Annotated in this window: 20 protein-coding genes and 2 riboswitches; of the genes, 5 read left to right on the forward strand and 15 right to left on the reverse strand. The window is 34.6% G+C overall.

What is annotated here, in order from left to right:
* Positions 1 to 335 precede the first annotated feature (335 nt).
* The gene (locus ACIQ4I_RS19740) at positions 336 to 1,670 is read right to left on the reverse strand and encodes an NCS2 family permease (RefSeq protein ID WP_403099267.1); all 1,335 of its coding nucleotides are present in this window, start codon (positions 1,668 to 1,670) and stop codon (positions 336 to 338) included.
* Positions 1,671 to 1,799: 129 nt separating this feature from the next.
* A riboswitch (purine riboswitch) is annotated at positions 1,800 to 1,901 on the reverse strand.
* Between the two features lie 188 nt (positions 1,902 to 2,089).
* Here ACIQ4I_RS19740 and ACIQ4I_RS19745 point away from each other — a divergent pair.
* Positions 2,090 to 2,716 (forward strand): pentapeptide repeat-containing protein, encoded by a 627-nt coding sequence (locus ACIQ4I_RS19745; protein ID WP_403099269.1) that lies wholly within the window; start codon positions 2,090 to 2,092, stop codon positions 2,714 to 2,716.
* Between the two features lie 513 nt (positions 2,717 to 3,229).
* On the opposite strand, the gene ACIQ4I_RS19750 is transcribed toward ACIQ4I_RS19745, so the two are convergent.
* The 14 genes from ACIQ4I_RS19750 to ACIQ4I_RS19815 all read right to left on the reverse strand — a co-directional run bounded on the left by ACIQ4I_RS19750 (position 3,230) and on the right by ACIQ4I_RS19815 (position 18,069).
* Entirely contained in the window at positions 3,230 to 3,364 is a 135-nt protein-coding gene (locus ACIQ4I_RS19750; protein WP_340925378.1) for a hypothetical protein, read from the reverse strand.
* 413 nt (positions 3,365 to 3,777) lie between these two features.
* On the reverse strand, positions 3,778 to 5,331 hold the full coding sequence (gene guaA, locus ACIQ4I_RS19755) for a glutamine-hydrolyzing GMP synthase (protein ID WP_403099271.1): 1,554 nt from the start codon (positions 5,329 to 5,331) through the stop codon (positions 3,778 to 3,780).
* Positions 5,332 to 5,463: 132 nt separating this feature from the next.
* A riboswitch (purine riboswitch) is annotated at positions 5,464 to 5,565 on the reverse strand.
* A 35-nt stretch (positions 5,566 to 5,600) separates the two neighbouring features.
* Positions 5,601 to 7,841, reverse strand: a complete 2,241-nt coding sequence (locus ACIQ4I_RS19760; protein WP_403099273.1) for a transglutaminase domain-containing protein — start codon at positions 7,839 to 7,841, stop codon at positions 5,601 to 5,603.
* Entirely contained in the window at positions 7,838 to 9,058 is a 1,221-nt protein-coding gene (locus tag ACIQ4I_RS19765) for a DUF58 domain-containing protein (RefSeq protein ID WP_403099275.1), read from the reverse strand. The genes ACIQ4I_RS19760 and ACIQ4I_RS19765 overlap by 4 nt, the downstream gene beginning before the upstream one ends.
* Positions 9,055 to 10,002, reverse strand: coding sequence for an AAA family ATPase (locus ACIQ4I_RS19770; protein ID WP_397540149.1), 948 nt, complete (start codon positions 10,000 to 10,002; stop codon positions 9,055 to 9,057). Before ACIQ4I_RS19770 ends, ACIQ4I_RS19765 begins: the two co-directional genes overlap by 4 nt.
* A 139-nt stretch (positions 10,003 to 10,141) precedes the next feature.
* Positions 10,142 to 10,828 (reverse strand): ABC transporter ATP-binding protein, encoded by a 687-nt coding sequence (locus ACIQ4I_RS19775; protein WP_403099277.1) that lies wholly within the window; start codon positions 10,826 to 10,828, stop codon positions 10,142 to 10,144.
* Positions 10,825 to 11,640, reverse strand: coding sequence for an ABC transporter permease (locus ACIQ4I_RS19780; RefSeq protein ID WP_403099280.1), 816 nt, complete (start codon positions 11,638 to 11,640; stop codon positions 10,825 to 10,827). The genes ACIQ4I_RS19775 and ACIQ4I_RS19780 overlap by 4 nt, the downstream gene beginning before the upstream one ends.
* A complete protein-coding gene (locus tag ACIQ4I_RS19785) occupies positions 11,637 to 12,092 on the reverse strand; it encodes a nitrous oxide reductase accessory protein NosL (RefSeq protein ID WP_403099281.1) in 456 nt (151 codons plus the stop codon). Before ACIQ4I_RS19785 ends, ACIQ4I_RS19780 begins: the two co-directional genes overlap by 4 nt.
* Positions 12,089 to 13,375: a right-handed parallel beta-helix repeat-containing protein gene (locus tag ACIQ4I_RS19790; protein ID WP_403099282.1), complete on the reverse strand. Its 1,287-nt coding sequence runs from the start codon at positions 13,373 to 13,375 to the stop codon at positions 12,089 to 12,091. Before ACIQ4I_RS19790 ends, ACIQ4I_RS19785 begins: the two co-directional genes overlap by 4 nt.
* 66 nt (positions 13,376 to 13,441) lie before the next feature.
* Positions 13,442 to 14,056 (reverse strand): nitrous oxide reductase accessory protein NosL, encoded by a 615-nt coding sequence (locus ACIQ4I_RS19795; protein ID WP_403099285.1) that lies wholly within the window; start codon positions 14,054 to 14,056, stop codon positions 13,442 to 13,444.
* Between the two features lie 483 nt (positions 14,057 to 14,539).
* Positions 14,540 to 15,364, reverse strand: coding sequence for an ammonia-dependent NAD(+) synthetase (nadE, locus tag ACIQ4I_RS19800; RefSeq protein WP_403099287.1), 825 nt, complete (start codon positions 15,362 to 15,364; stop codon positions 14,540 to 14,542).
* Positions 15,364 to 16,848 carry a nicotinate phosphoribosyltransferase gene (locus ACIQ4I_RS19805; RefSeq protein ID WP_403099290.1) on the reverse strand — a complete coding sequence of 495 codons (1,485 nt, stop codon included), beginning with the start codon at positions 16,846 to 16,848 and terminating at the stop codon, positions 15,364 to 15,366. Before ACIQ4I_RS19805 ends, nadE begins: the two co-directional genes overlap by 1 nt.
* Positions 16,849 to 16,993: 145 nt before the next feature.
* Complete coding sequence (locus ACIQ4I_RS19810; protein WP_403099292.1) at positions 16,994 to 17,497, reverse strand: methylated-DNA--[protein]-cysteine S-methyltransferase; 504 nt, start codon at positions 17,495 to 17,497, stop codon at positions 16,994 to 16,996.
* Positions 17,494 to 18,069: a bifunctional transcriptional activator/DNA repair enzyme AdaA gene (locus tag ACIQ4I_RS19815; protein ID WP_403099295.1), complete on the reverse strand. Its 576-nt coding sequence runs from the start codon at positions 18,067 to 18,069 to the stop codon at positions 17,494 to 17,496. Before ACIQ4I_RS19815 ends, ACIQ4I_RS19810 begins: the two co-directional genes overlap by 4 nt.
* 133 nt (positions 18,070 to 18,202) lie before the next feature.
* Between ACIQ4I_RS19815 and ACIQ4I_RS19820 the strand changes: the two genes are divergently transcribed.
* The 4 genes from ACIQ4I_RS19820 (at position 18,203) to ACIQ4I_RS19835 (ending at position 22,000) form a co-directional block, all read left to right on the forward strand.
* Entirely contained in the window at positions 18,203 to 19,099 is an 897-nt protein-coding gene (locus ACIQ4I_RS19820; protein WP_403099298.1) for a DNA-3-methyladenine glycosylase family protein, read from the forward strand.
* A 76-nt stretch (positions 19,100 to 19,175) separates the two neighbouring features.
* Positions 19,176 to 19,907 carry an ABC transporter ATP-binding protein gene (locus tag ACIQ4I_RS19825; protein ID WP_403099301.1) on the forward strand — a complete coding sequence of 244 codons (732 nt, stop codon included), beginning with the start codon at positions 19,176 to 19,178 and terminating at the stop codon, positions 19,905 to 19,907.
* Positions 19,904 to 20,659 (forward strand): ABC transporter permease, encoded by a 756-nt coding sequence (locus ACIQ4I_RS19830; protein WP_403099303.1) that lies wholly within the window; start codon positions 19,904 to 19,906, stop codon positions 20,657 to 20,659. Before ACIQ4I_RS19825 ends, ACIQ4I_RS19830 begins: the two co-directional genes overlap by 4 nt.
* A 369-nt stretch (positions 20,660 to 21,028) precedes the next feature.
* A complete protein-coding gene (locus ACIQ4I_RS19835; RefSeq protein WP_403099306.1) occupies positions 21,029 to 22,000 on the forward strand; it encodes a proline dehydrogenase family protein in 972 nt (323 codons plus the stop codon).
* Positions 22,001 to 22,050 lie beyond the last annotated feature (50 nt).

Consider the following 22,050-nt stretch of genomic DNA (forward strand, 5'->3'; position numbering starts at 1 on the left):
TTGTCACTAACAGAAGTTAGTGATCAAAGTTTATTGATTAACGTCTTGCTTGTTCAGTTTTCAAGGTTCATATCTTGTCGTCATCTTAACGACTTTTATATCTTATCACGTCTAATTTACAAAGTCAACAACTTTTTATCAGAAGTTTTAAGTCATAATTTGTTTTTTGCTTCCTCGTAACGAGTCAACGTCATTTACTATACTCCCATATTAACTAGTTGTCAACGTTTTAATTTAAAATAATAATGATTTTATTAAAACTTTTACTCTCCTTCTATAGTAAACACAAAAAAACAGCTTCCCTTAAAAGGAAAGCTGCTAAATTATTATTAAAATTATCTTACCCAAATAAAGTATGAAAGGAATACGAAGAATAAAACATACATTAATGGATGTACTTCTTTTTTACGTCCTGCAAGTAACATTGTAATTGGATAGAAAATGAACCCAACTGCTATACCAGAAGCAATACTATAACCCATTGGCATCATGAACATTGTCATAAACGCTGGTACTGCAATTTCGAATTTATCCCATTCAATTAAACGTAATGATGATGCCATCATTACCCCAACAATTACAAGTGCAGGAGTTGTTACCGCTGTTGTTACGACACTTAGTAATGGCGAGAAGAATAACGCTAGTAAGAAAAGCACACCGACTACAACTGCTGTAAAACCAGATCGTGCACCTGCACCAACACCAGCAGTAGATTCAACATATGCAGTAGTAGTTGAAGTACCGAAGATAGAACCAACTGTTGTACCTAATGCGTCCGCTAATAAAGCTTTACCTGCACGGGGTAATTTATTGTCTTTTACTAATCCTGCTTGGTTTGCTACGGCCATTAAAGTACCTGCAGTATCAAAGAAGTCAACGAATAAGAATGTTAATACAACGACAAGGAACTTTACATTAAATAATGATGCTGGATCATGAATAATAGGATCTAAAGCAACACCGAATGTTGGTGCTACACTTGGAATTGATGAAACTACTGTTTTTGGTACGTCTACTAAACCAAAAATCATACCAATAATTGCTGTAATCACCATACCATAGAAAATACCCGCTTTTACTTTACGTGCTAATAAAATAACAGTTATAAATATACCAGCGATTGCTAGCAATACATTACCATCTGTGAAATCACCTAAAGTAACAAATGTACTTTTATTTGCTACCACAATACCTGCATTTTTTAAACCAACAAAAGTTATAAATAAACCGATACCTGCAGAAACAGCATATTTTAGCTGAACCGGAATAGCATTGATAATTGTTTCTCGAATACCTGTTAATGAAAGAATAATAAAGATAACACCTGAGAAGAATACGCCTGTTAAACCTGTTTGCCATGGAATATGGTAAGTTAAAATTACAGTATAGGCAAAGAATGCATTAAGTCCCATACCCGGTGCTAGTCCAATTGGATATTTTGCAATAAAACCCATTATAAACGAACCAACTGCTGCAGCTAAAGCTGTTGCTACAAATACTGAGCCATAATCCATACGCATTGCATCTGGTAAATCTTTCACATCTGCTAGCGTTAAAATAAGTGGATTTAACGCTAAAATATATGCCATTGCTAAGAATGTTGTAACTCCACCAATTATCTCTCGGCGGTAATTTGTGCCAAGTTCTTCAAATTGGAAATACTTTTTCATGATTAATCCTCCGTATGCCGTCTTATACGTCTTAGAGAGTAAAAAAGACAATCAACTTCAATTTCAAGTTGACTGCCTACGATTCTTTACAAGTTATTCAAACCTTGCAAAGATATAATAGAAGGTATTTTCCTTCTTCTTATAAATCGTAGTCAAGTCATTTACGGTAACTCGGTAGAAACTTTCGGGCCATATTCCCGACATTATACGACGACGTTATTTAATTTACTTTGATAATATATCATGCTTTTATTACTATTTCAACACTTTTTCCGAACGTTTTTGGATTTTAATTATCTATAGTTCGTGAATAAGACTAACATTAACGTAACTGTGTTATGCTACCAATAATAATTATTTACTTTTCCAAACAATATGTGACACTATATTCACTAAATAACAACTAGCGAGGCGATTTAATGGACAAGATCATGGAACCTTCAAAAAAATACTCACAAACCATCCAAAATGATTCTATTATGCTCGAAGAAATTGAAGAAAATACACACTTAATTGATTGCGAAGTTGATTGTCGTTTTGGAAGAAAGCAATTACAAGAAGTGCAGTTTGAAAATTGCCAATTCTTAACAAGCGATTATACTCAAACGGAATTCTTAGATATCATTTTCAAAAAATGCGATTTATCTAACTTTGACTTTAATAAATCTATATTTTACCGCTGCCAGTTTCAAGCTTGTAAACTAATAGGCTCCCAGTTTATCGGCAGTAAATTCAAAAATGTATTTTGGCAAGATTGTTTGATGAATTATTCTATTTTCTCCGAAAGCAAGTTGAATCAAGTTTGCTTCGAGGGAAATCAATTAGAAGAAGCTTTCTTTCAGGATGTTCGTTTTGATAAAGTAGAATTTCTAAAGTGCAATTTACAACTAGCAGATTTTACAGAGAGTAATTTAAATCGTTTAGATTTTTCAACTTGTGATTTTATTGATATTAAATTATCACCTAACTTAGCAAAAGGATTATCAATTCGCTTTGATCAAGCAGCTGCAATTGCGATAATGCTTGGTGTTACGATTAAAAACTAGAAAAAGCTCACTTATCGCATAAAGATAAGTGAGCTTCTTTACAATATTGGATTCACTACAAGCGCCATACACAATCCTTTCTTCTAAACAGATTACAGACATACCCTTCTTCGTACTGCTCATCATACGCATCAAGCTTGCCATCTTTAACAACAACCGCATCAAATTCAGCACTGGAAGCATTGCAATTAGGTATAGAGGTTAGCAAATTCTAGGAACAGCAACCTAAGAAAGAAGAAGATAAACGTAATCGTGACGCAATCGGAGAGTATATGCTGAAAGCTAATAAATCTGTGCTACTTCCCCCTTATTCGGTAACAAGAAACAGAAACTTTAAAGATGAAAACACAAATACAGAAAATAAACCTACTGAGTAATCGGGAGGTTTATCACTATTTATACAATAATATGTGGTTGATTATTTAGAAACAAAAAAGAACGCCATTAATGCGTCCTCTTAATTTCTAATTCTATTCTAAGGGAGATTTTAGTCTTCCTATGTTTTCATTCATATTATTTATCTGTTTGTTTTTGCTTTTTTTTCAAATACTCCGCACGTATTTTTTCAAGTTGCTGCTTTTTATCAAATTTGGCAGGCTTGTGTTTTTCATGATACTTTGCGACAGCCACCTGACCTTTGGTATCCAATTGATATTTCCCCACTTTGTTCACCTACTTTTCTTGTCTTTAAAGAGAATCTATTCAACAAATATAATATACCTTATTTTACTGAAGTAAACCTTTTTACTTTATTAGTGTACTGCCTATCCTTGCATATATCAGTAAAAACTTAGTGAAATAATCCATAGCCAAATGGTATTCATTCTACTTATCTTTACGACCTTAAATTTGCTGATTCATTTTAAAGTCATCAATCAAGTCGCTAATTTTAACTAAAACAGAAAACTCTTTTAGTTATTTGTTATAAATAACTAAAAGAGTTTTTAATTTTTGAAATATAAATAGTTGTACGTTAATCACTGATTTAGTTCTTAACAAACTACGTTAGACATTGATATGACTGCATTTATAACCTGTTTAGTTTATATTACTGAACAGTCCTATTCCCACTCAATAGTAGCTGGTGGCTTAGAAGTAATATCATACAGTACGCGGTTAACATGATCTACTTCGTTTACGATACGTACAGAGATTTTCTCTAGTACGTCATATGGGATACGTGCCCAGTCAGAAGTCATACCATCAATTGATGTTACGCCACGGATACCGATTGCGTAGTCGTAAGTACGGCCGTCGCCCATTACTCCGACAGAACGGATATCTGGTAGTACGCAGAAGTATTGCCAAATGTCGCGGTCAAGACCAGCTTTTTTGATTTCTTCACGTAGAATGAAGTCTGCATTACGTACGATTTCTAATTTATCTTCTGTTACTTCGCCAAGTACGCGGATACCTAGACCAGGACCAGGGAATGGTTGACGCCATACTACTGCTTCAGGAAGACCAAGTTCTAAACCAAGTGCACGTACTTCGTCTTTGAATAGAGTGTTAAGTGGTTCGATAAGTTCGAATTTCATGTCTTCTGGAAGACCGCCAACGTTGTGGTGAGATTTGATTGTTTGTGCAGTTGCTGTACCAGATTCGATAATATCAGTGTAAAGAGTACCTTGAGCTAAGAAGTCCATGTCAGTAAGTTTAGCTGATTCTTCATCAAATACGTAAATGAATTCGTTACCGATGATTTTACGTTTTTGTTCTGGGTCAGATACGCCTTTCAGTTTGTTCATGAAGCGTTCACGAGCATCGATTTTGATAAGTTTCATATCGAAGTCTTCAGTGAAAGTTTTCATTACTTGTTCAACTTCACCTTTACGGTTTAAGTTGTGGTCTACGAACATACAAGTTAATTGGTCACCGATTGCTTTGTGGATTAAAACCGCTACAACTGATGAGTCTACGCCACCTGAAAGTGCGCAAAGGACTTGTTTGTCACCAACGATGTTACGGATTTTTTCTGTTTCAATTTCGATGAAGTTCGCCATTGACCAGTCGCCTTTACAGCCACAAATGTCTAATGCGAAGTGACGTAGTAAGTCGTTACCGTATACAGAGTGACGTACTTCTGGGTGGAATTGTACAGCGTAGAATTTACGTTCTGGGTTTGCCATAGCAGCGATCGGGCAAGAGTCGCTTGTAGCGATTGTAGTAAAGCCTTCTGGAGTAGCTGTTACTAAGTCACCGTGACTCATCCAAACAACTTGTTCTTCTGGTGTATCAGCAAATAATCTGTTTGCTTCAAGCACTTTAACTTCTGCTTTACCGTATTCACGGTGAGACGCAGCTTCTACTTTACCACCTAGAGTATGCGCCATTAATTGCATACCGTAGCAAATACCTAAGATTGGTAAGCCTAATTCAAATATTTCTTCGTCGATTTTGAATGCATTGTCGTCATAAACAGAGTTTGGACCACCTGAGAAGATGATACCTGTAGCATTCATGTCTTTTAACTCTTGTGCTGTGATTGTATGTGGGTGCAACTCACTGTAAACACCGAACTCACGAATACGACGTGTAATTAATTGATTATATTGACTACCGAAATCAAGAACGATGATTTTTTCTTGATTTTTTAGTTGTGTACTAGCTGACAACAGTTCCACCTCTTCTATATTTTATAAATGACTACGTCTCTTATATAGTCGCATTATGAAAAGAACGCGTTGAAAGTATTGCTCTTCCTACGCGTTCAGTTTCTCCAAAAGGCAAATAAACTATGTCTAAAACATAGCTATATTTGCCTTCATAGTCAAACTATTTACGGTAGCTTGGTAGAAACATTCGAACCATATTTCCGAACATATACGAGGGTAGTTCAATTATTAATAATTTTTCTCAATTTTACAGGTTATATGAGGCAAAATCAACCGGTTAAATGATTGATTAAATATTTCCAACATTCTTTTATTTTATCCTTATCGATTATAGAAGTCTCTTTACTATATATTTTTTTCTCATATGCTCGAGTCAAAATACTCATGTGATGCGTCCCAAAATGAGCATCTACTTGTTTCGCAAAATCTCCTAAGGTTTGTCCCTGTGCTTTCGACAATCCGATTAAAGAAAGCTGCTTCAATAAATCTTCATACATTTTATCTATTGGAATATTATTATGCCCTCTTAAGCGATATTTCATCAATAACCATTTTGGCATCCATTTTCGGCGAGTAAAGTATATTAGCATTGCAAGTGCTAATATAATGATAACTGGTATGATAATCGCTTTGTTCACTTGATTATTCGTAGCTTGTTTCAGATTGTGTTTTTTTTCTTTTTCCTGTTTTTGCTTTTTCTTTTCTTCTATTTTTGCTTTTTCTTGTTTGTCCTTTTTCTTTTGCTCCGCTTTCTTTTTCTTTTTCTTTTCTGCTTTTGCTTGATCATTTTCTTTTTGCTTAGGATTAATGGTACCTTCCGTTTGATTGTCTTTTACATCATCCAATACATTATCAAATCCATTGAAGCCGATTGTAGGTTCAAAAGCCATCCAACCAACTCCTGGTAAATATGCTTCTACCCATGAATGAGCATTATTGTTTGTTACAACAAAATGATGTGTATCATCATTGGAAATGACCTCATCTCCTTCTGAGAAGCCTTTAACCCAACGTGCTGGAATTCCTAATGTACGGAGCATAACAACCATAGAAGTTGAAAAGTTATCACAATAACCTGATTTTGTTTCAAAAAGGAATTGGTCAACATAATCTTGCTTTTTTGAAGGAATCGCTACATCATTACGTGAATACTTATAACCGTTATATTGAAAATATGAAACAATTGCATTTGCTTTATCGTATAAGTTTGTCTCATCTTTCGTTATTTCAACAGCTAGTTTCTTTACTCGTTTCGGTAAAGAAGCAGGAAGTTGCAAATATTGATTATAGTCCTTCGAAAGTTTCTTTAAATCAGACTTTCTTGTTTTTTCCAATGCCTTCAAGCTATATTCAGGTGTTGAATAGGACATTGAATAATGTGGCAAAAGAACCCTTTTTTCATTTATGGTTGGGCGGATTTTTTCACCATCAATTTCAATATAAAAAGATTTCTCATCATTGGGTTGATCAATGGTTTTCAACCCATTAGGTTGTAATATAAATTTATAATTTTTCTTTAAAGTAATCGTAGCTTCATCTATATTCTTCTTTTTACCAGTTTTCATCGACATTGGAATTTCATCACCATAGCCAAAGGTATGAACATAAATATCGCCTTTTTTACGTTCCCATCCTTTTCCGGTATAGATATTCTTTGTTTCCACACGCCAATATTGATTTTCCTTAGCAGTTGCTTCAAATACAGGACGATTATCTTCTTCGAATGGGCCACCCAGTTTACGATCGTCTTCAACATAACCAATTTTACCAATACCGCTATTTTGACTATTTTGCCAATTTACGAGGCTTTCAATAGGCTCAGGGACATTAACCATTGCCTGTTTTTTAGGCATTATATACGCAAATGCCGTACTACCAATAATCATGACAATAAGCGGAATCATTAACATAGCATAATGCCTTGGTTTCCATTTAACCTGGCTATTTGTAAATAAGCGATTGATAAACAATACACCCATTAGTAATATCCCTAGTACCATAACACGAATGATTGCATATTTTGCATCGTAATTTGTCAGTGTATCTAACAAGCTTAAGAATATGATAGTTGTTAAAAAGAAATAGAGTACAGAATGCTTTACTGTTAGCCAGTGATGAATCAGATAGATTGTCATCCATAACAATACAAAAAATAATATACTGCGAAATGAATCTGTCACTCCATCCCAATTTCCGTCCACGAGCGCTTGAATACTAATAACAAATTCATCTGCAATTTTCATAAAACTCTCTACAGAAAATACTTTCGTCCCCATATACACATACATTAAAAACCAGATTACATAAAGCATTTTTATAATAAACGACAGCACACCATTTAGATTGAGAATATTACTACCTAAACAAATTAATACGAAGATAAGAAATAAACTGAGATGCCCTGTATTTGTAAGTTGTACTACTGGTACAAGCCATTCTACTAACATTAAAAAAATAATGAGATAAAGACCAATTAAGCTCGCCCATTTCATCACAGGTGAATTCATCATTTCAACACCTCCGTAAAGGCATTTGCAAATTCCTGATGCGTTATAGAGATTACAAGAATACCGTTTTCCTTTGCGATAGTTTCTAATTTCTGCTCATGCTCTGAGATACTTTGTGCAGGAGTTCGAACAATAAAACAAATTGCTCCTTGTGACTTTCCAGAAACCTTTTTCAAAATATTAAGCCACTCAGATGTCAATGAATTCGTAACAAAATAGATCATTGCCGCATTTACCAAGGCACGATTTTGTCCAAATTTATGTTCAACTTTTTCAATCGGCTGAGGCTGTATACCTGCTAATTGATACATTGCCTGCTGCAATTGTTCTTCTGTTTGAATCAGATCAAAATAGAACTGCTTTTCACCTGCGGATAGAAAAGACATCGTTAAATGTTGACTTACAACTGCAGATAAAATCGAAGCACATAACTCAACTTTTTCTTCGAATATCTCTGATGGTGAACCATCAAGTACAAGACAAATTTCTTGAGATTGTTGATCTTCAAATTCCTTCGTTTGTAAATTTTGCGTTTTCGCAAATGTTTTCCAATGAATCCATGTCATACGATCCCCTGGTTGATATTCACGAATACCCGACACCATTGTCGTATCACGAACAGCGTTATTTCGTGCTGACCCTGCGCCGCTACTTTTGGTTAAACGCAATGGCGTATAGGTAAGTTTTGTAACTTTTGGATAAACAACAACTGATCGTTTTGCTGGAATTAAAGCTGTTTTTTTGACCCATCCAAAAAAATCAGTAATTGTTAGTTCAATGCCTTCTAGTTGATGATGGCCACGTGGCATATTAGGAATTTCATAGTTCCAAGACAATTGTTTTTTCATACCCATCATGAAGAAATGCCGTGTTTGATCAGCTGCTTCTTCATCGAAAATCTCACTCGGCATGCTTTCTTGAATAACCGTATAAAGTAATGGAAAACGTGATTTTCTAGTTAATGTCATCCTCATACGAAGGGAATCTCCATGTTCCAAATGCCCAGTAAGCATTGTTCTTTCAACCGAAAATTGTTTTAATGGTACAAAAAACAGCATGATAGAATACAGTGCAAAAGGGAAAAACATGAAAAAGATAAACCAACTAACAAATCCCCCCTGCATCAATGCAAAGCAAAGCGAAATAGCTAACAGTAATACAACCATTACAAGACGTGTAATAGCTTGTGATAGCCATCGGATTTTATATCTCTTCATCATTTCGAAGCCCTTTTAATCGGTACAGTTGTATTAATCATAACGCGTCCAATAATTTCTTCAGGTGTAATCCCATCATATCGTGCTTCTGGCTTCAATATTAGACGATGAGAAAAGACGAATGGCGCCAAAAATTGCACATCATCTGGCGTCACATATCGACGACCTTTTAATAATGCATAAGCTTGCGATGCCTTCATCAAAGCAATTGAGCCACGAGGACTTGCACCAAGATAAACATATTGATGTTCTCTAGTTGCCCTTGCAAGATCAACAATATAACCTTTAACCAGCTCATCAACATGAACAGTTTTCACTTCTTGTTGTAATTCCTTTAATTCTTCTAACGAAACAACTGCCTTTAGTGATTCGATCGGACGTGTTCCTTCTGCTCTACGCAAAACTTCAATTTCATCATCATGGCTTGGGTAACCCATCTTCAATTTCAATAAAAAACGATCTAACTGAGCTTCAGGCAGTGGATATGTCCCTTCATGTTCAATCGGATTTTGAGTGGCCATTACAAAAAATGGTTTTGGAATTTGCAATGTTTCACCATCGATGGTTACAGCTGCTTCTTCCATCCCTTCTAGTAGGGCAGATTGTGTTTTTGGAGATGTTCGGTTAATTTCATCCGCCAATACGATGTTCCCCATAATTGGACCCGGACGGAAGTGGAATTCCATATCTTTGGGATTATAAATGGATACACCTATTACATCTGAAGGGAGTAAGTCTGGTGTGAACTGAATACGTTTAAAATTAGCACTTACTGATTTTGAAAGTGCACGTACCATCATTGTTTTCCCTACACCAGGTACATCTTCAAGCAAAACATGACCTTCTGCCAATAATGCTACAACACTTAATTCAGCAATATGTTTTTTACCAATCATCACTTTTTCTATATTTTTGATAATGGATTGTAGCTTTTCCTGTGTCTCCATTCGTTGTCCTCCTGTAAATTTCTCGTCTATGCGTTTTCTCTTTTATTTCCTCAATTAACATTATTATAGCATGACTATTTTCGACACTTACAAAAAACACGACTTAATGATTAGTCGTGTTTTTTAAACGATATTACACTTATTCCTTTTTTGAACTGATTTCATGCATAAAAAGTTCCTCTAAATGTATTGTTTTTGACTCTTGTAAAACAGATTTAATATTACCATGTCTTAAAACCCTTCCTTCATGTAATAAAAGAACATCATCTGCAAGTTCTTCCGCAAAGGAAAGTAGATGAGTAGAAAATAAAATAGTTTTCCCTGCATCCTTTTGTTCCTGTAATATATTCTTCAACTCAGCAATCCAACGAATATCTAATCCATTTGTTGGCTCATCTAAAATAAGTAACTGTTCGTCTCCTAAAAGAGCTTGTGCTAAGTTTAATCGTTGTCTCATCCCTTTAGAAAATTGACGAACACGTTGCTTCCTATATTCCCATAATCCAACTCGTTTAAGTACTGTTTCAATCTCTCCTGATGGAATCTTCTTTAAACCAGCAAGTAACTGCAAGATCTCAAGTGCCGTCAAAGTTGGCGGAAAGTTCACATCATCTGGCATATATCGAATGGAAGGATTAATAGCCCAATTTAATTCCCCACTATTTGGCTTTTCTTCCCCAATTAGAAGGCGGATTAACGTACTTTTCCCAGCACCATTTCCACCCGCTAAAGCTATTATCCTCCCCTCTTGTAAGATAAACGAAACATCTAGTAAACCTTGCTCTTTTGAATATTTTTTTACTAGTTTTTCCCCTTCTACAATCATGCTTGACGCCCCCTTTTCTCCAATAACCATTTTGCTAATAAAATCGGAAACACTATCCATAAGATTGTAATGACTGCATAAAGTAAGTAACCTACTGGAGAACTGTAAAACTCAGTAAAACTATAAAATGATGGTCCTAATACGGATGTTTGATCTGAGAAAAGAAAATAACCAAATCGAATCCATTCAGCTGGATTAATATGAATCATTACAATGGTTATTTTTTGCAAAACATGACCAGCTACCACAGTACCAACAGCCATCAAAGCATACGATATTAACAATAATGACAAAGCCCATACAACTAATGATACAGCTAAAGCATGTAAACGGTTCTTGGCCAAGATTCCACATAGTATAGCAATAGATGAAAAAATAAGCATCGTCAAAATGGATAAGCCTAAAAAAATAGTAGGAAAATGAATTTGCCCGGAAATTCCGTTCATAGTTAATACAACACCAAAAGCTAGCAATAAAATGAGCGTAAAGGATAACAGCAACGCAATGTATTTTCCGATAATATATTGAATAACGCTCAATGGATAGGTTTTTAATAACGAAAACCAACCAGACTCTAAATCACTTGCGACGCCCATACTACCTATTGTTAAGATAAATAAAGGGAGTAGGAATAGTAGTAGATTTAGAAAACTTGCGGTTTGTCTTGTAAATCCTAGATCATTGGGTAAAGCAATTTGTTGAATAAGGGATATAGACGCAAAGACGAAGACAAATAGCAATGCTACCGATTGCATCCATCGGCTCCGTAACATTTGTCTCCATTCTAAACGTATAAATAGGTGATTTCTCAATGGTGCACACCCCATTTAAAAGTTTTTAAATCTGCAAAACCTAATAGTTCTCCCTTATCCGATTTTTTTATATAGTTCTTTGCACTGTCTTTTGTTTTAAATGCAATTACGCCATAAGACATGGGTGTCCAAATATCTTTGTTATAAACGTAGGTTGCTGTTTTAACATTTAGCCATTCCTTACCACTTTGATCCTTGATAAAGGCTTCTCCTAAATCTTTCTCATTCATATTTTTCATATATTCTATTAAACAACCAATATCATCAAACACTTGATAATCACCGTTTGTTAATGCAATTTCACCAGCAAAATCTTTATAGACAATACTCATATTGCAAACTTTACAAACATCCGTTTCGCTTACAATCTCTTTTGGTTTGTATTCTTTATTGCCACAAGCTTGTAGTAGTAATACTGCGGTGAAAATACCTAATAAAAATCGTTTTTTCATGATTGTATTTCCTTTCTCCAAAACCATAGTATTGATAGCATAACAACTATTCCTATAAATACTTTTCCTGTATTTACTGTATTTTCTTGTTCCATGTTAATTGCACTATGCATCATTGGTGCTTTGTCGACTAGTTGTTTTTTCTCAATTGCATTTGTTTGTCGGTCCATTTCATTTAACAAAACGACACTTGGTGATTCGATAAAATATTGATAAGCTGGTTGCCTTACCATCCATTGTCCAAAACTTTGTAGTGCAACATAAGGACGATCACCAATACCATCATCATTTACATCAATTCCTGCATAATCATCATAATAATTTCGAGCTATATGACTGTTTGTCCCATCTGAACGAAGATTCACTATATTACCAATAAAATCGTTTTCCTTCACATGGTTCTTTTCATTGGAACGAATTAATTCTACTGCCGTTTGGTTCATTAAAAAGGTATTCTTTTGTATCGTTGAATTTGTTAAACTTTGAGCAGAAATGGCAGTACGATTAGATTGAAATTTGTTCTCTTCACTTTTAATATTTTTGGATTGAAACAAAGTCATTCCAGATGCATTCAATCCACTTTGAGCAATAATATTATTTGTTGACAGTATTGCATTTTCAGACATCATCAACATAATCCCAGTTACATTTCTTTTAAATGTATTGTTATTTGCTTGACCATTTTTCACAAACATAAAATGGATTCCATATCGGCCATTTTGAATATTATTAGAAACTAGTTTGATATCATTTACACTTTCTAAATAAATACCGTCTTGAACATTATCAATTTTGTTATGCTTTACAATCGCATTCCTACTATTAAAAAAAGCTATTCCATTCCCTTTTTTAGAATAATGTCCATGAACCCCTTTAATCGAAAGATTCTGCAATATAACACCTTTTGAGTTGTAAAGCTGAATCCCACTCCAACTATTTTTTAGAGTTACTCCCTCACATTGAAGATTTTGTACATTCTTCGCCACAATTCCCACATGAGCATTTTGAATAGTGAGATTTTCTATTTTTACGTTATCTGCACCTTCTATTTTGACTACAGCTTCTCGGGTATTACTTTCTATAACAGTTTGCTTTGATCCCTTAATCGTAATAGATTTATGAATAATAACATTTTCTTTATACTTTTTTCCTTGTAGAGACAACACGCCCCCCTCAGGCGTTTGGTCAATTAGCTGCTGCAAAGTTTCTGCTTTTGCATGACCTTGTGGCATCAAACAAAAAGAAGTGATAAAAAAAACGATTAGTATCCAAAAACGTTTCAATTTTGTCCACCTCCATTTAATGACAAAAAGGCCAGAGTCCCCTCCAGCCCTTCCATAGGATTATTATTATTTATGACTATCAGAATTGTTATCATCTGAATGCATATCCATCTTTTTATCGGAATCACTTTTTTTCATATCCTGCATTTTCTCCATTTTCATTTTGTACCGCTCAAGAGCTATTTTATCGATATCAGATACTTTAGCAATCTGAGCACCTTTATTTTTTTCTATAAATGCATCTGCACTTTTTTGATCTTTGAAAAATGCATAGCCATAGTTCATCGGTGTTTTAATATCTGCTTTTACAATAATGGCATCATCTAATTTCAACCATTCTTTCGAATTATAGTCACGAACATATTTTTCATATGTTACTTTATCTTTTCGCTCTTGGTTTAATATACAGCCTATATCATCCAAGAACATAGTTGAGCCATCTTGCTTGATTGCTTGAGCAGTAAAAGCACCCATTTCTTGTTTTGCATCAAATACCTTCATATCACAAAATGCACATTTATCATCTTTTGTTGGTTCTTTTAAACGTTCATTTACTGTATTACTAGCTTTAGTTGTTTGTTCTGTTGATTTATGCTGGTGAGTCGTTTTTTCATCATTCTGATTACAAGCTCCTAATAATGATGCAGTTAGAATAATAACTATAGATAATTCCTTTTTCATATATTTACTCCCCTTTCAATTAATTACCACTTTACCTTGTAATTGTGAAAGAAGTTGAAAATCTATGTGACTAATTCTTGACTAAATAAGCAAAAAAAATCCTATATTCTTATTGGAGCGCCGTTTTCAGAATAAACAATCCAATAATTCAGCTAATATTTCATTTTCAGTATTTACTTAGTATTCCGCTCCAGATGGCGCTTTCCGCGGGCGAGCGTTGAGCCTCCTCGGAAGCCCGTTCCGCGCTTCACTGCGGGGTCTCACCTGTCTCGCTTTCCCGCAGGAGTCGCCATCTTCCGCTTCATAAACAATATTCTAATAGATACGGCATATAACAATCGCCTACTTACTGCTCGTGCTTTCAAATCTTTCAATGATGATATTGATATTATTGTAAAAGAAAAAACTGTAAGCAAACTCAATTTCTTCGAGTTTTTCTACAGTCTCACGGGTTTTAAAAACTTATTTCTTCATTCAAAAAATTTATTTCCAAAAGTCATCGAAAATTGTAATTGGTAGATGACGTTTATGTTCAGAACGTAAATAATGTCCTTCTATTTTTTTACGAGCCTCATCATCAATTTCTTTGCCTTCTAAATAATCATCGATTTGGTCATACGTAACACCTAGTGCCACTTCATCTGGTAATGATGGACGATCTTCTTCTAAGTCTGCAGTTGGTGTTTTTTCATATAAATGCTTTGGACAATTTAGTTCCGCAAGCATTGCCTTACCTTGACGTTTGTTTAAACGGAAGATTGGTGTAAGGTCTGCAGCACCATCGCCAAATTTTGTATAGAAACCTGTAATTGCTTCAGCCGCATGATCGGTACCAAGTACGACAGCACCGTGGTGAGCTGCAATCGCAAATTGAACTTTCATACGTTCACGAGCTTTTTCGTTTCCTTTTAGAAAATCAGAAAGTTCTACACCTACTTCTTCTAATGATTGAACTCCTGCATCTACAGCAGGTTTTATATTTACCGTATATACCATTGTAGGTTTGATAAATTCAATAGCATCTTGGCAATCTTGTTCATCAGCTTGTATACCATAAGGTAGACGAACTGCCCAATAGGAATATTTATCTTCTCCAGCTTCTTCATTTAACTCATCTACTGCAAGCTGTGCTAGTTTGCCTGTTAAAGTAGAGTCTTGACCACCTGATAAGCCAAGTACAAAACCTTTTAAGAAAGTGTTCTTTTTAGCATAGGCTTTTAAAAAGTCAATCGATTTGCGAATTTCTTCTTTCGCATTAATTTGTGGAAGTACATGTAATTCTTCAATAATTTGTTGTTGTAAAGTCATTAAATATTCCCCCCTGATCCAGCAACGATATCGCGAACCATATCCTTTACATCTTCAATATTTCGCATTTTGTTGTCCCAACATTTCTGACTAAGGTCAACTGGATAGGCCTCTGGGTTCAATGAACGTTTATACTCATCCCAGAGTAAGTTTAGATTATCTTCTGCGTATCCCTTCATTTCTTGTACCGATGGACTTTTATAAATTAAATTGCCATCTTCAATGACTTTTGTGTGAAGATTTTTCGCAGCAAAGTTGGTTACGAATTTTGAAATAAATGTATGAACAGGGTGGAACATTTTAATACGTTCTTGTGATTCAGGATCTTCATCATGCATTGTAATATAATCGCCTTCTGCTTTACCGTTTTCAAGATCGATTATGCGATACAATTTTTTCAATCCTGGTGTAGTTACCTTTTCAGCATTTGCAGAAATTTTAATACGATCTTGCATTTTACCATTAGCGTTTTCAAGTGATACAAGCTTGTATACCGCTCCTAGTGCTGGTTGATCATATGCTGTAATTAATTTTGTACCAATTCCCCACTGATCAACCTTTGCACCTTGCGCAAGTAAATTTAAAATTGTGTATTCGTCTAAATCATTTGATGCAACAATTTTCACATCCGTGAAACCTGCTTCATCTAACATTTTACGAGCAGCTTTTGATAAAAAGGAAATGTCCCCACTATCTAAGCGAATACCTAGGAAGTTAATCTTATCTCCTAATTCTTTTGCTACTTTAATCGCAGTTGGTACACCGGACTTTAAAGTATCGTAGGTATCAACTAGGAAAACACAGTCTTTGTGACGGCGTGCATAGGCATGAAAAGCTTCGTAATCACTTTTGTAAGCTTGTACTAATGAATGAGCATGTGTACCAGCAACAGGGATATCGAATAGTTTCCCTGCCCTAACATTACTAGTTGAATCAAAACCACCAATGATTGCCGCTCTCGTTCCCCAAATAGCTGCATCCATCTCTTGTGCACGACGAGTACCAAACTCCATCACCACATCATCTTTGACGATTTGTTTAATTCGACTCGCTTTTGTCGCGATTAAAGTTTGATAATTCACAATATTAAGTAATGCTGTTTCAATTAGTTGAGCTTCTACTAAAGGTGCCTCAATACGTACAATTGGTTCATTGCCAAAAACAAGCTCTCCCTCTGTCATTGAGTAGACATTTCCAGTAAAACGTAGCCCTCTTAAGTATTCAATAAAATCCTTGTCGTATCCTACTTCCTCTTGGAGGTATTCTAAGTCAGATTCACTGAAGTGAAAATCACGTAAATATTCCAGCATTTTTTCTAAGCCAGCAAATACAGCATAACCGTTACCGAATGGTAATCTTCGGAAATATAATTCAAATACTGCTTTTCGATTATGTATTCCATCTGCCCAATAAGTTTCCGCCATATTTATCTGATATAAATCTGTATGTAGCGCTAAGCTATCGTCTGGATATTTTGATTTCATACTTAGTCCCCTTTTCCACCATATTAATAACAAATAGTATACACTATTTAACTTTAAATATGTCTTGATAACAATATCGTTGTCATGACAACTGTATAACCACTGAATCCTCTCTACCTAATTTCACAATAAGTAGATTTATAAATTAATCTTTATAAGATACATTTTCTAATCCCAACAACACTTTTTTTAAAGGAATACCACTTCTGAATCCTGTTAACTTTCCATTTTTGCCTATAATACGATGACATGGGACGACAATCAAAATTGGATTTGCACCAATCGCTCCTCCAACTGCTCTTACCGCCTTTGGATTGTGGATCATATTCGCTATTTCTGAGTAACTAGTCGTCACACCGTATGGAATTTGTAATAATGCTTGCCATACTTGTTGTTGAAATGCAGTTCCTTGTAAATCTAAAGGTACGTCAAAGGTCGATCTTTCCCCTGCAAAGTATTCCTGAAATTGTTTTTTGTATTCTATCATTTTCAAATGGTTTTCTACTAGTACCGCATCCTTATAATGCTTCTGGTACCAACTTTCTAACTCATTCATAGAAGTTCCAACATAGCTTAATCCTTCATCAGAAGCTGCGATGATAATTGCCCATTCTTTTTCATTGAATGAGGTCCAATATATATTTTTCATTTTTCTATTCCTCCATTAATAAATCGATATTTTCTTGGCGTTAAACCGGTTATCTTTTTAAATAATGTAATAAAGTACGGTGTATTCGAAAATCCTACAGCATGTCCAATTTGTTCTATTTTTTGTTCAGTTGTTTTAAGTAACACCTTTGCTTCTTCCACTCGAATATGTTGAATATAATCAATTGGGGCATAACCTGTTACCTTTTTATAAATTTTTTGTAAATGATAAGGGCTTCCATGACATGCATCTGCCAATAGATCTAATGTTAAATGTTCGTGAAAATGATGTTCGATATGATAATTTATTTGCATTACCCATTCTTCATCAGGTATTCGTAAACTACTTGGTTTACATCGTTTACAAGGCCGAAATCCAGCTTGAATTGCTGCCTCTATATTTTGAAAAATACGTATGTTTTCAAACTTTGGGTTACGTGATTGACAAGATGGTCTACAGCAAATGCCTGTAGAAGTGACTGCATAAATAAACTCCCCATCATAGCTTTTATTATTAGTCGTTAGTGCTGTCCACTCCTCCTGAGTTGGTGTTTTGCCAATTTGCCGTTTCATTTTACACACCTCTTAATTGATTCTGTATAGTTGTAGTATACCTGTCTAAAATTACTTGATAATACTTTTTTGATGTAATCGCAACATATCGAAATTTTTCTCTTATACAATCAGCATTGAAAGGAGTGAGATTATGTGTAATCCACTGAAAATTACATTACCAAAAGAATTTAGTTTTCAAGAAAATCTAAGGTATTTACAAAGAAATGATAAAGAATGCATGTTTGAAGTCTATGGAGAAGTAGTACGTAAAGTTATTCCAATTCCACCTAGTTTTCCACTTGTAGAAATTAGCTGTCAAGAACAGCTGCTCAATGTTCAAATACTCTATTCTACAGTACCCTGTAGCTCAAAAGATTATGAAGCCATCATACACTATATCCGTGAGTGGTTTGATCTTGATACAGATCTTCTACCTTTTTATCAAATGGCTAAAAAAGATAGCTTACTATGTTCAGCCGTTCAAGATTATTATGGCTTACGTACTATTGGTATTCCAGATTTGTTTGAGGCGATTAGTTGGGGGATTTTAGGACAACAAATTAATTTGTCTTTAGCTTATACTTTAAAGAAGAATCTTGTCGAAAAATATGGGAATTGTGTCACGTGGAACAATCGACATTATTGGCTATTTCCCGACGCTTCAACAATTGCTAACCTTTCTATAGAAGATTTAATGCCGTTAAAATTAACAACTAAAAAATGTGAATATCTTTTATTAGCTGCACAACTTATCTCTACTGGGGAAATATCAAAAAATACTTTAAAACAAATGGTTTCTTTAAAAAAAGCTGAACAGCAGTTAACATCTATCCGCGGAATTGGTCCTTGGACTGCAAATTATGTATTAATGCGCTGTTTACGATACCCTGATGCTTTTCCAATAGCAGATGTTGGCTTACATAATGCTATTAAATTTATAACAAAGGCTGATTGCAAACCCACAAAAGAAGAAATACTTGATTATGCAAAAGACTGGCGTGGATTTGAATCATATGCAACGTTCTATTTATGGCGTTACTTATACTAATATATTCACCTTTTCTAGAAAATCCTTAGATTATGTTACATTAAGATTAAGAAAAATGTTCGCAGGAGTGTTATGTATGAATACCATTTATCAACCTGCTATTCACTTTCATAACGTTGATTTTGAAGTGAATGGACAGAAAATTTTGCAACAGGTTACAGGTTCTTTCCCTACAGGAGAAATTACAACACTAGTAGGTCCATCTGGAGCTGGTAAAACAACTTTACTTAAACTATGTAACGGTTTAATTTCTCCTACATCAGGTGAAATTTATATTGATAATGAACCTATTACCTCTTTAAACCCAGTTTCATTACGTCGCCATGTTGGAATAGCATTACAATCTGCACCAATGATTAAAGGTACCGTTTATATCAATTTATCTTTACCTAAAACATTACAAGGCTTATCATTATCTCGGTCGGAAGCCATTTCATTCTTAGAGGATGTTGGATTAGATGCATCATTTCTTGATAAGGACGCTTCAGATTTATCAGGCGGCCAACGTCAACGTGTTTCCATTGCAAGAACACTGGTCAATAAATCAGATATTCTATTGTTAGATGAAATTACTTCTGCTTTAGATCGAACGTCCATTAAGGAAGTGGAAGAACTGATTATCAAAATCAATCAGAAATACAAAGTCACAATTATTTGGATTACCCATAATTTAGAGCAAGCAATTAAAATTGGTCACTACACTTGGGTTATGATAAACGGTCAAGTGATTGAAACCGGTGAAAGTACTCTTTTAACTAATCCAACAAAAGAAATTGTGAAACGTTTTGTAGAGGGGGTAATGGAATGAGCTATGCCACTCTTTCTTTAACATTATTATTTGTCTTAATACCACTAATACTGTCCAAAACTTTACATCTTGGTTTAGAAAAAGATACGCTAATTGCTACAATTCGTTCTATTATTCAATTACTAGCGGTTGGATATATTTTAAAATTTGTATTTGAATCGGATAACATTCTTTACATATTCACGATGATTACATTAATGATTGTGGCAGCTACAGCTAACGCTCGAAAAAAAGGCAAAAAGATTAGTGGAATCACATGGAAGGTTGCTCTCACGATGATTACAGTCGAAATCATTGTACAATCGATTTTGCTTGGATTTCATATCGTTCCCGCTACAGCACAATATATTATTCCTATTAGTGGTATGGCAATCGGGAACTCTATGGTACTCTCTATTCTCTTTTTAAATCGATTCCAAGCAGAGTTAGAGGCTTACAGAGATGAGACAGAACTGATTTTGTCGCTTGGTGGTACTCCAAAACAAGCAATCCACAGACAACTAATTAATGCGATAAAAGCAAGTATGATTCCAACAATCGAAAGTCAAAAAACGATTGGTCTTGTTCAATTACCTGGTATGATGAGTGGCCAAATCATTGCAGGTGCTGATCCTGTACAGGCAGTACAATTTCAACTTTTAATATTATTTGTGTTGTTAACAACAGCAGCTATCTCTAGTATCTTATTAGGCTTTTTATCTTACCCTTCTCTTTTCAATAACCGCGTGCAAATGTTGAAAGATAAATTTTAATAGAACGCAAAAAAACGTCTTCCCCATTCCATGTAGGGAAAACGTTTTTTGCGTCATAATATTAATTTTGTACCTCATTACTAAATTACAGATATTATTTAGTTAATGCAACTTGTTTTTCATAAAAAGCAACAAAAATCGACAAAAAAGAGCCTATAAACGCATGTTGCCTTTATTGTTCAATTGTGTTTGAACAATAAATAGCATATACCCTAATCTTAGGACATTCAACACTTTTGCTTTTTCACAAAAAAAATTCATAATAGAGCATTTATATTTATCTATTAAGAAATATATGAATAGAATGACTTTTCCTTCAACTATGATATAATCGAGAAAATACAACTTCACAACAAGGGGAAATGGCATATGTCACTTAAAGATTTCTTTATCGCATTATCAGAAAACCAATTTTTAAATAACAATGCTAAAAAGTATGGGTTAAAGATGGGTGCTGCGAGCGTAGTAGCTGGTACAAACATCGAAGGAGTAATCGATAGCATTAAAGAACTAAACTCACATGGAATCTCATGTACAGTGGACAATTTAGGGGAATTTGTTCATGAAAGATCAGAAGCAACCGCTGCAAAAGAACAAATTTTAGCAGTCATAGAAGCAATCCATCAAAATGGTGTTGACGCTCATATTTCTTTAAAACCTTCTCAATTAGGTTTAGATATTAACTATGATTTTTGCTATGAAAATTTAAAAGAAATAGTAGCTTTAGCAGACAACTATGATATTTTTGTTAATTTTGATATGGAAAATTATGATCGTTTACAACCATCATTTGATTTGCTTGAAGAATTATCTGTAGAACATGATAATATCGGCACAGTTATTCAAGCATACTTCTTCCGTGCAAAAGAAGACATCGAAAAATTCAAAAATTACCGTTTGCGTATCGTTAAAGGTGCTTATAAAGAACCTGGCGATGTTGCTTACCAAGCAAAAGAAGATATCGATCGTAATTACATAGAATTATTAGAGTATCACTTGCTAAATGGTAAATTCACTTCAATTGCAACACATGATCACAATATTATTAATCATATGAAGCAATTTATCGCAAATCATGATATTCCAAAAGAAAAATACGAATTTCAAATGCTTTACGGCTTCCGTCGCGATATGCAGCTTGAACTAGCAAAAGAAGGATATAACTTCTGCACATATGTACCATTTGGGCAAGATTGGTATGGTTACTTTATGCGCCGTTTAGCAGAACGTCCACAAAATATAGAACTTGTCGTAAAACAAGTATTCAATAAGAGAACAAATACAATCATCGGGGTAGCAGCTGCAGGTTTTGCAATTGGCCGCTTAACGAAACGTAAATAAATTTACCAGCTTCAGCACAAACAATCCGGATTAGCCACTCGCCTCAGAGG

The organism is Rummeliibacillus sp. NPDC094406 (assembly GCF_044763875.1).
Taxonomy (GTDB): Bacteria; Bacillota; Bacilli; order Bacillales_A; family Planococcaceae; genus Rummeliibacillus.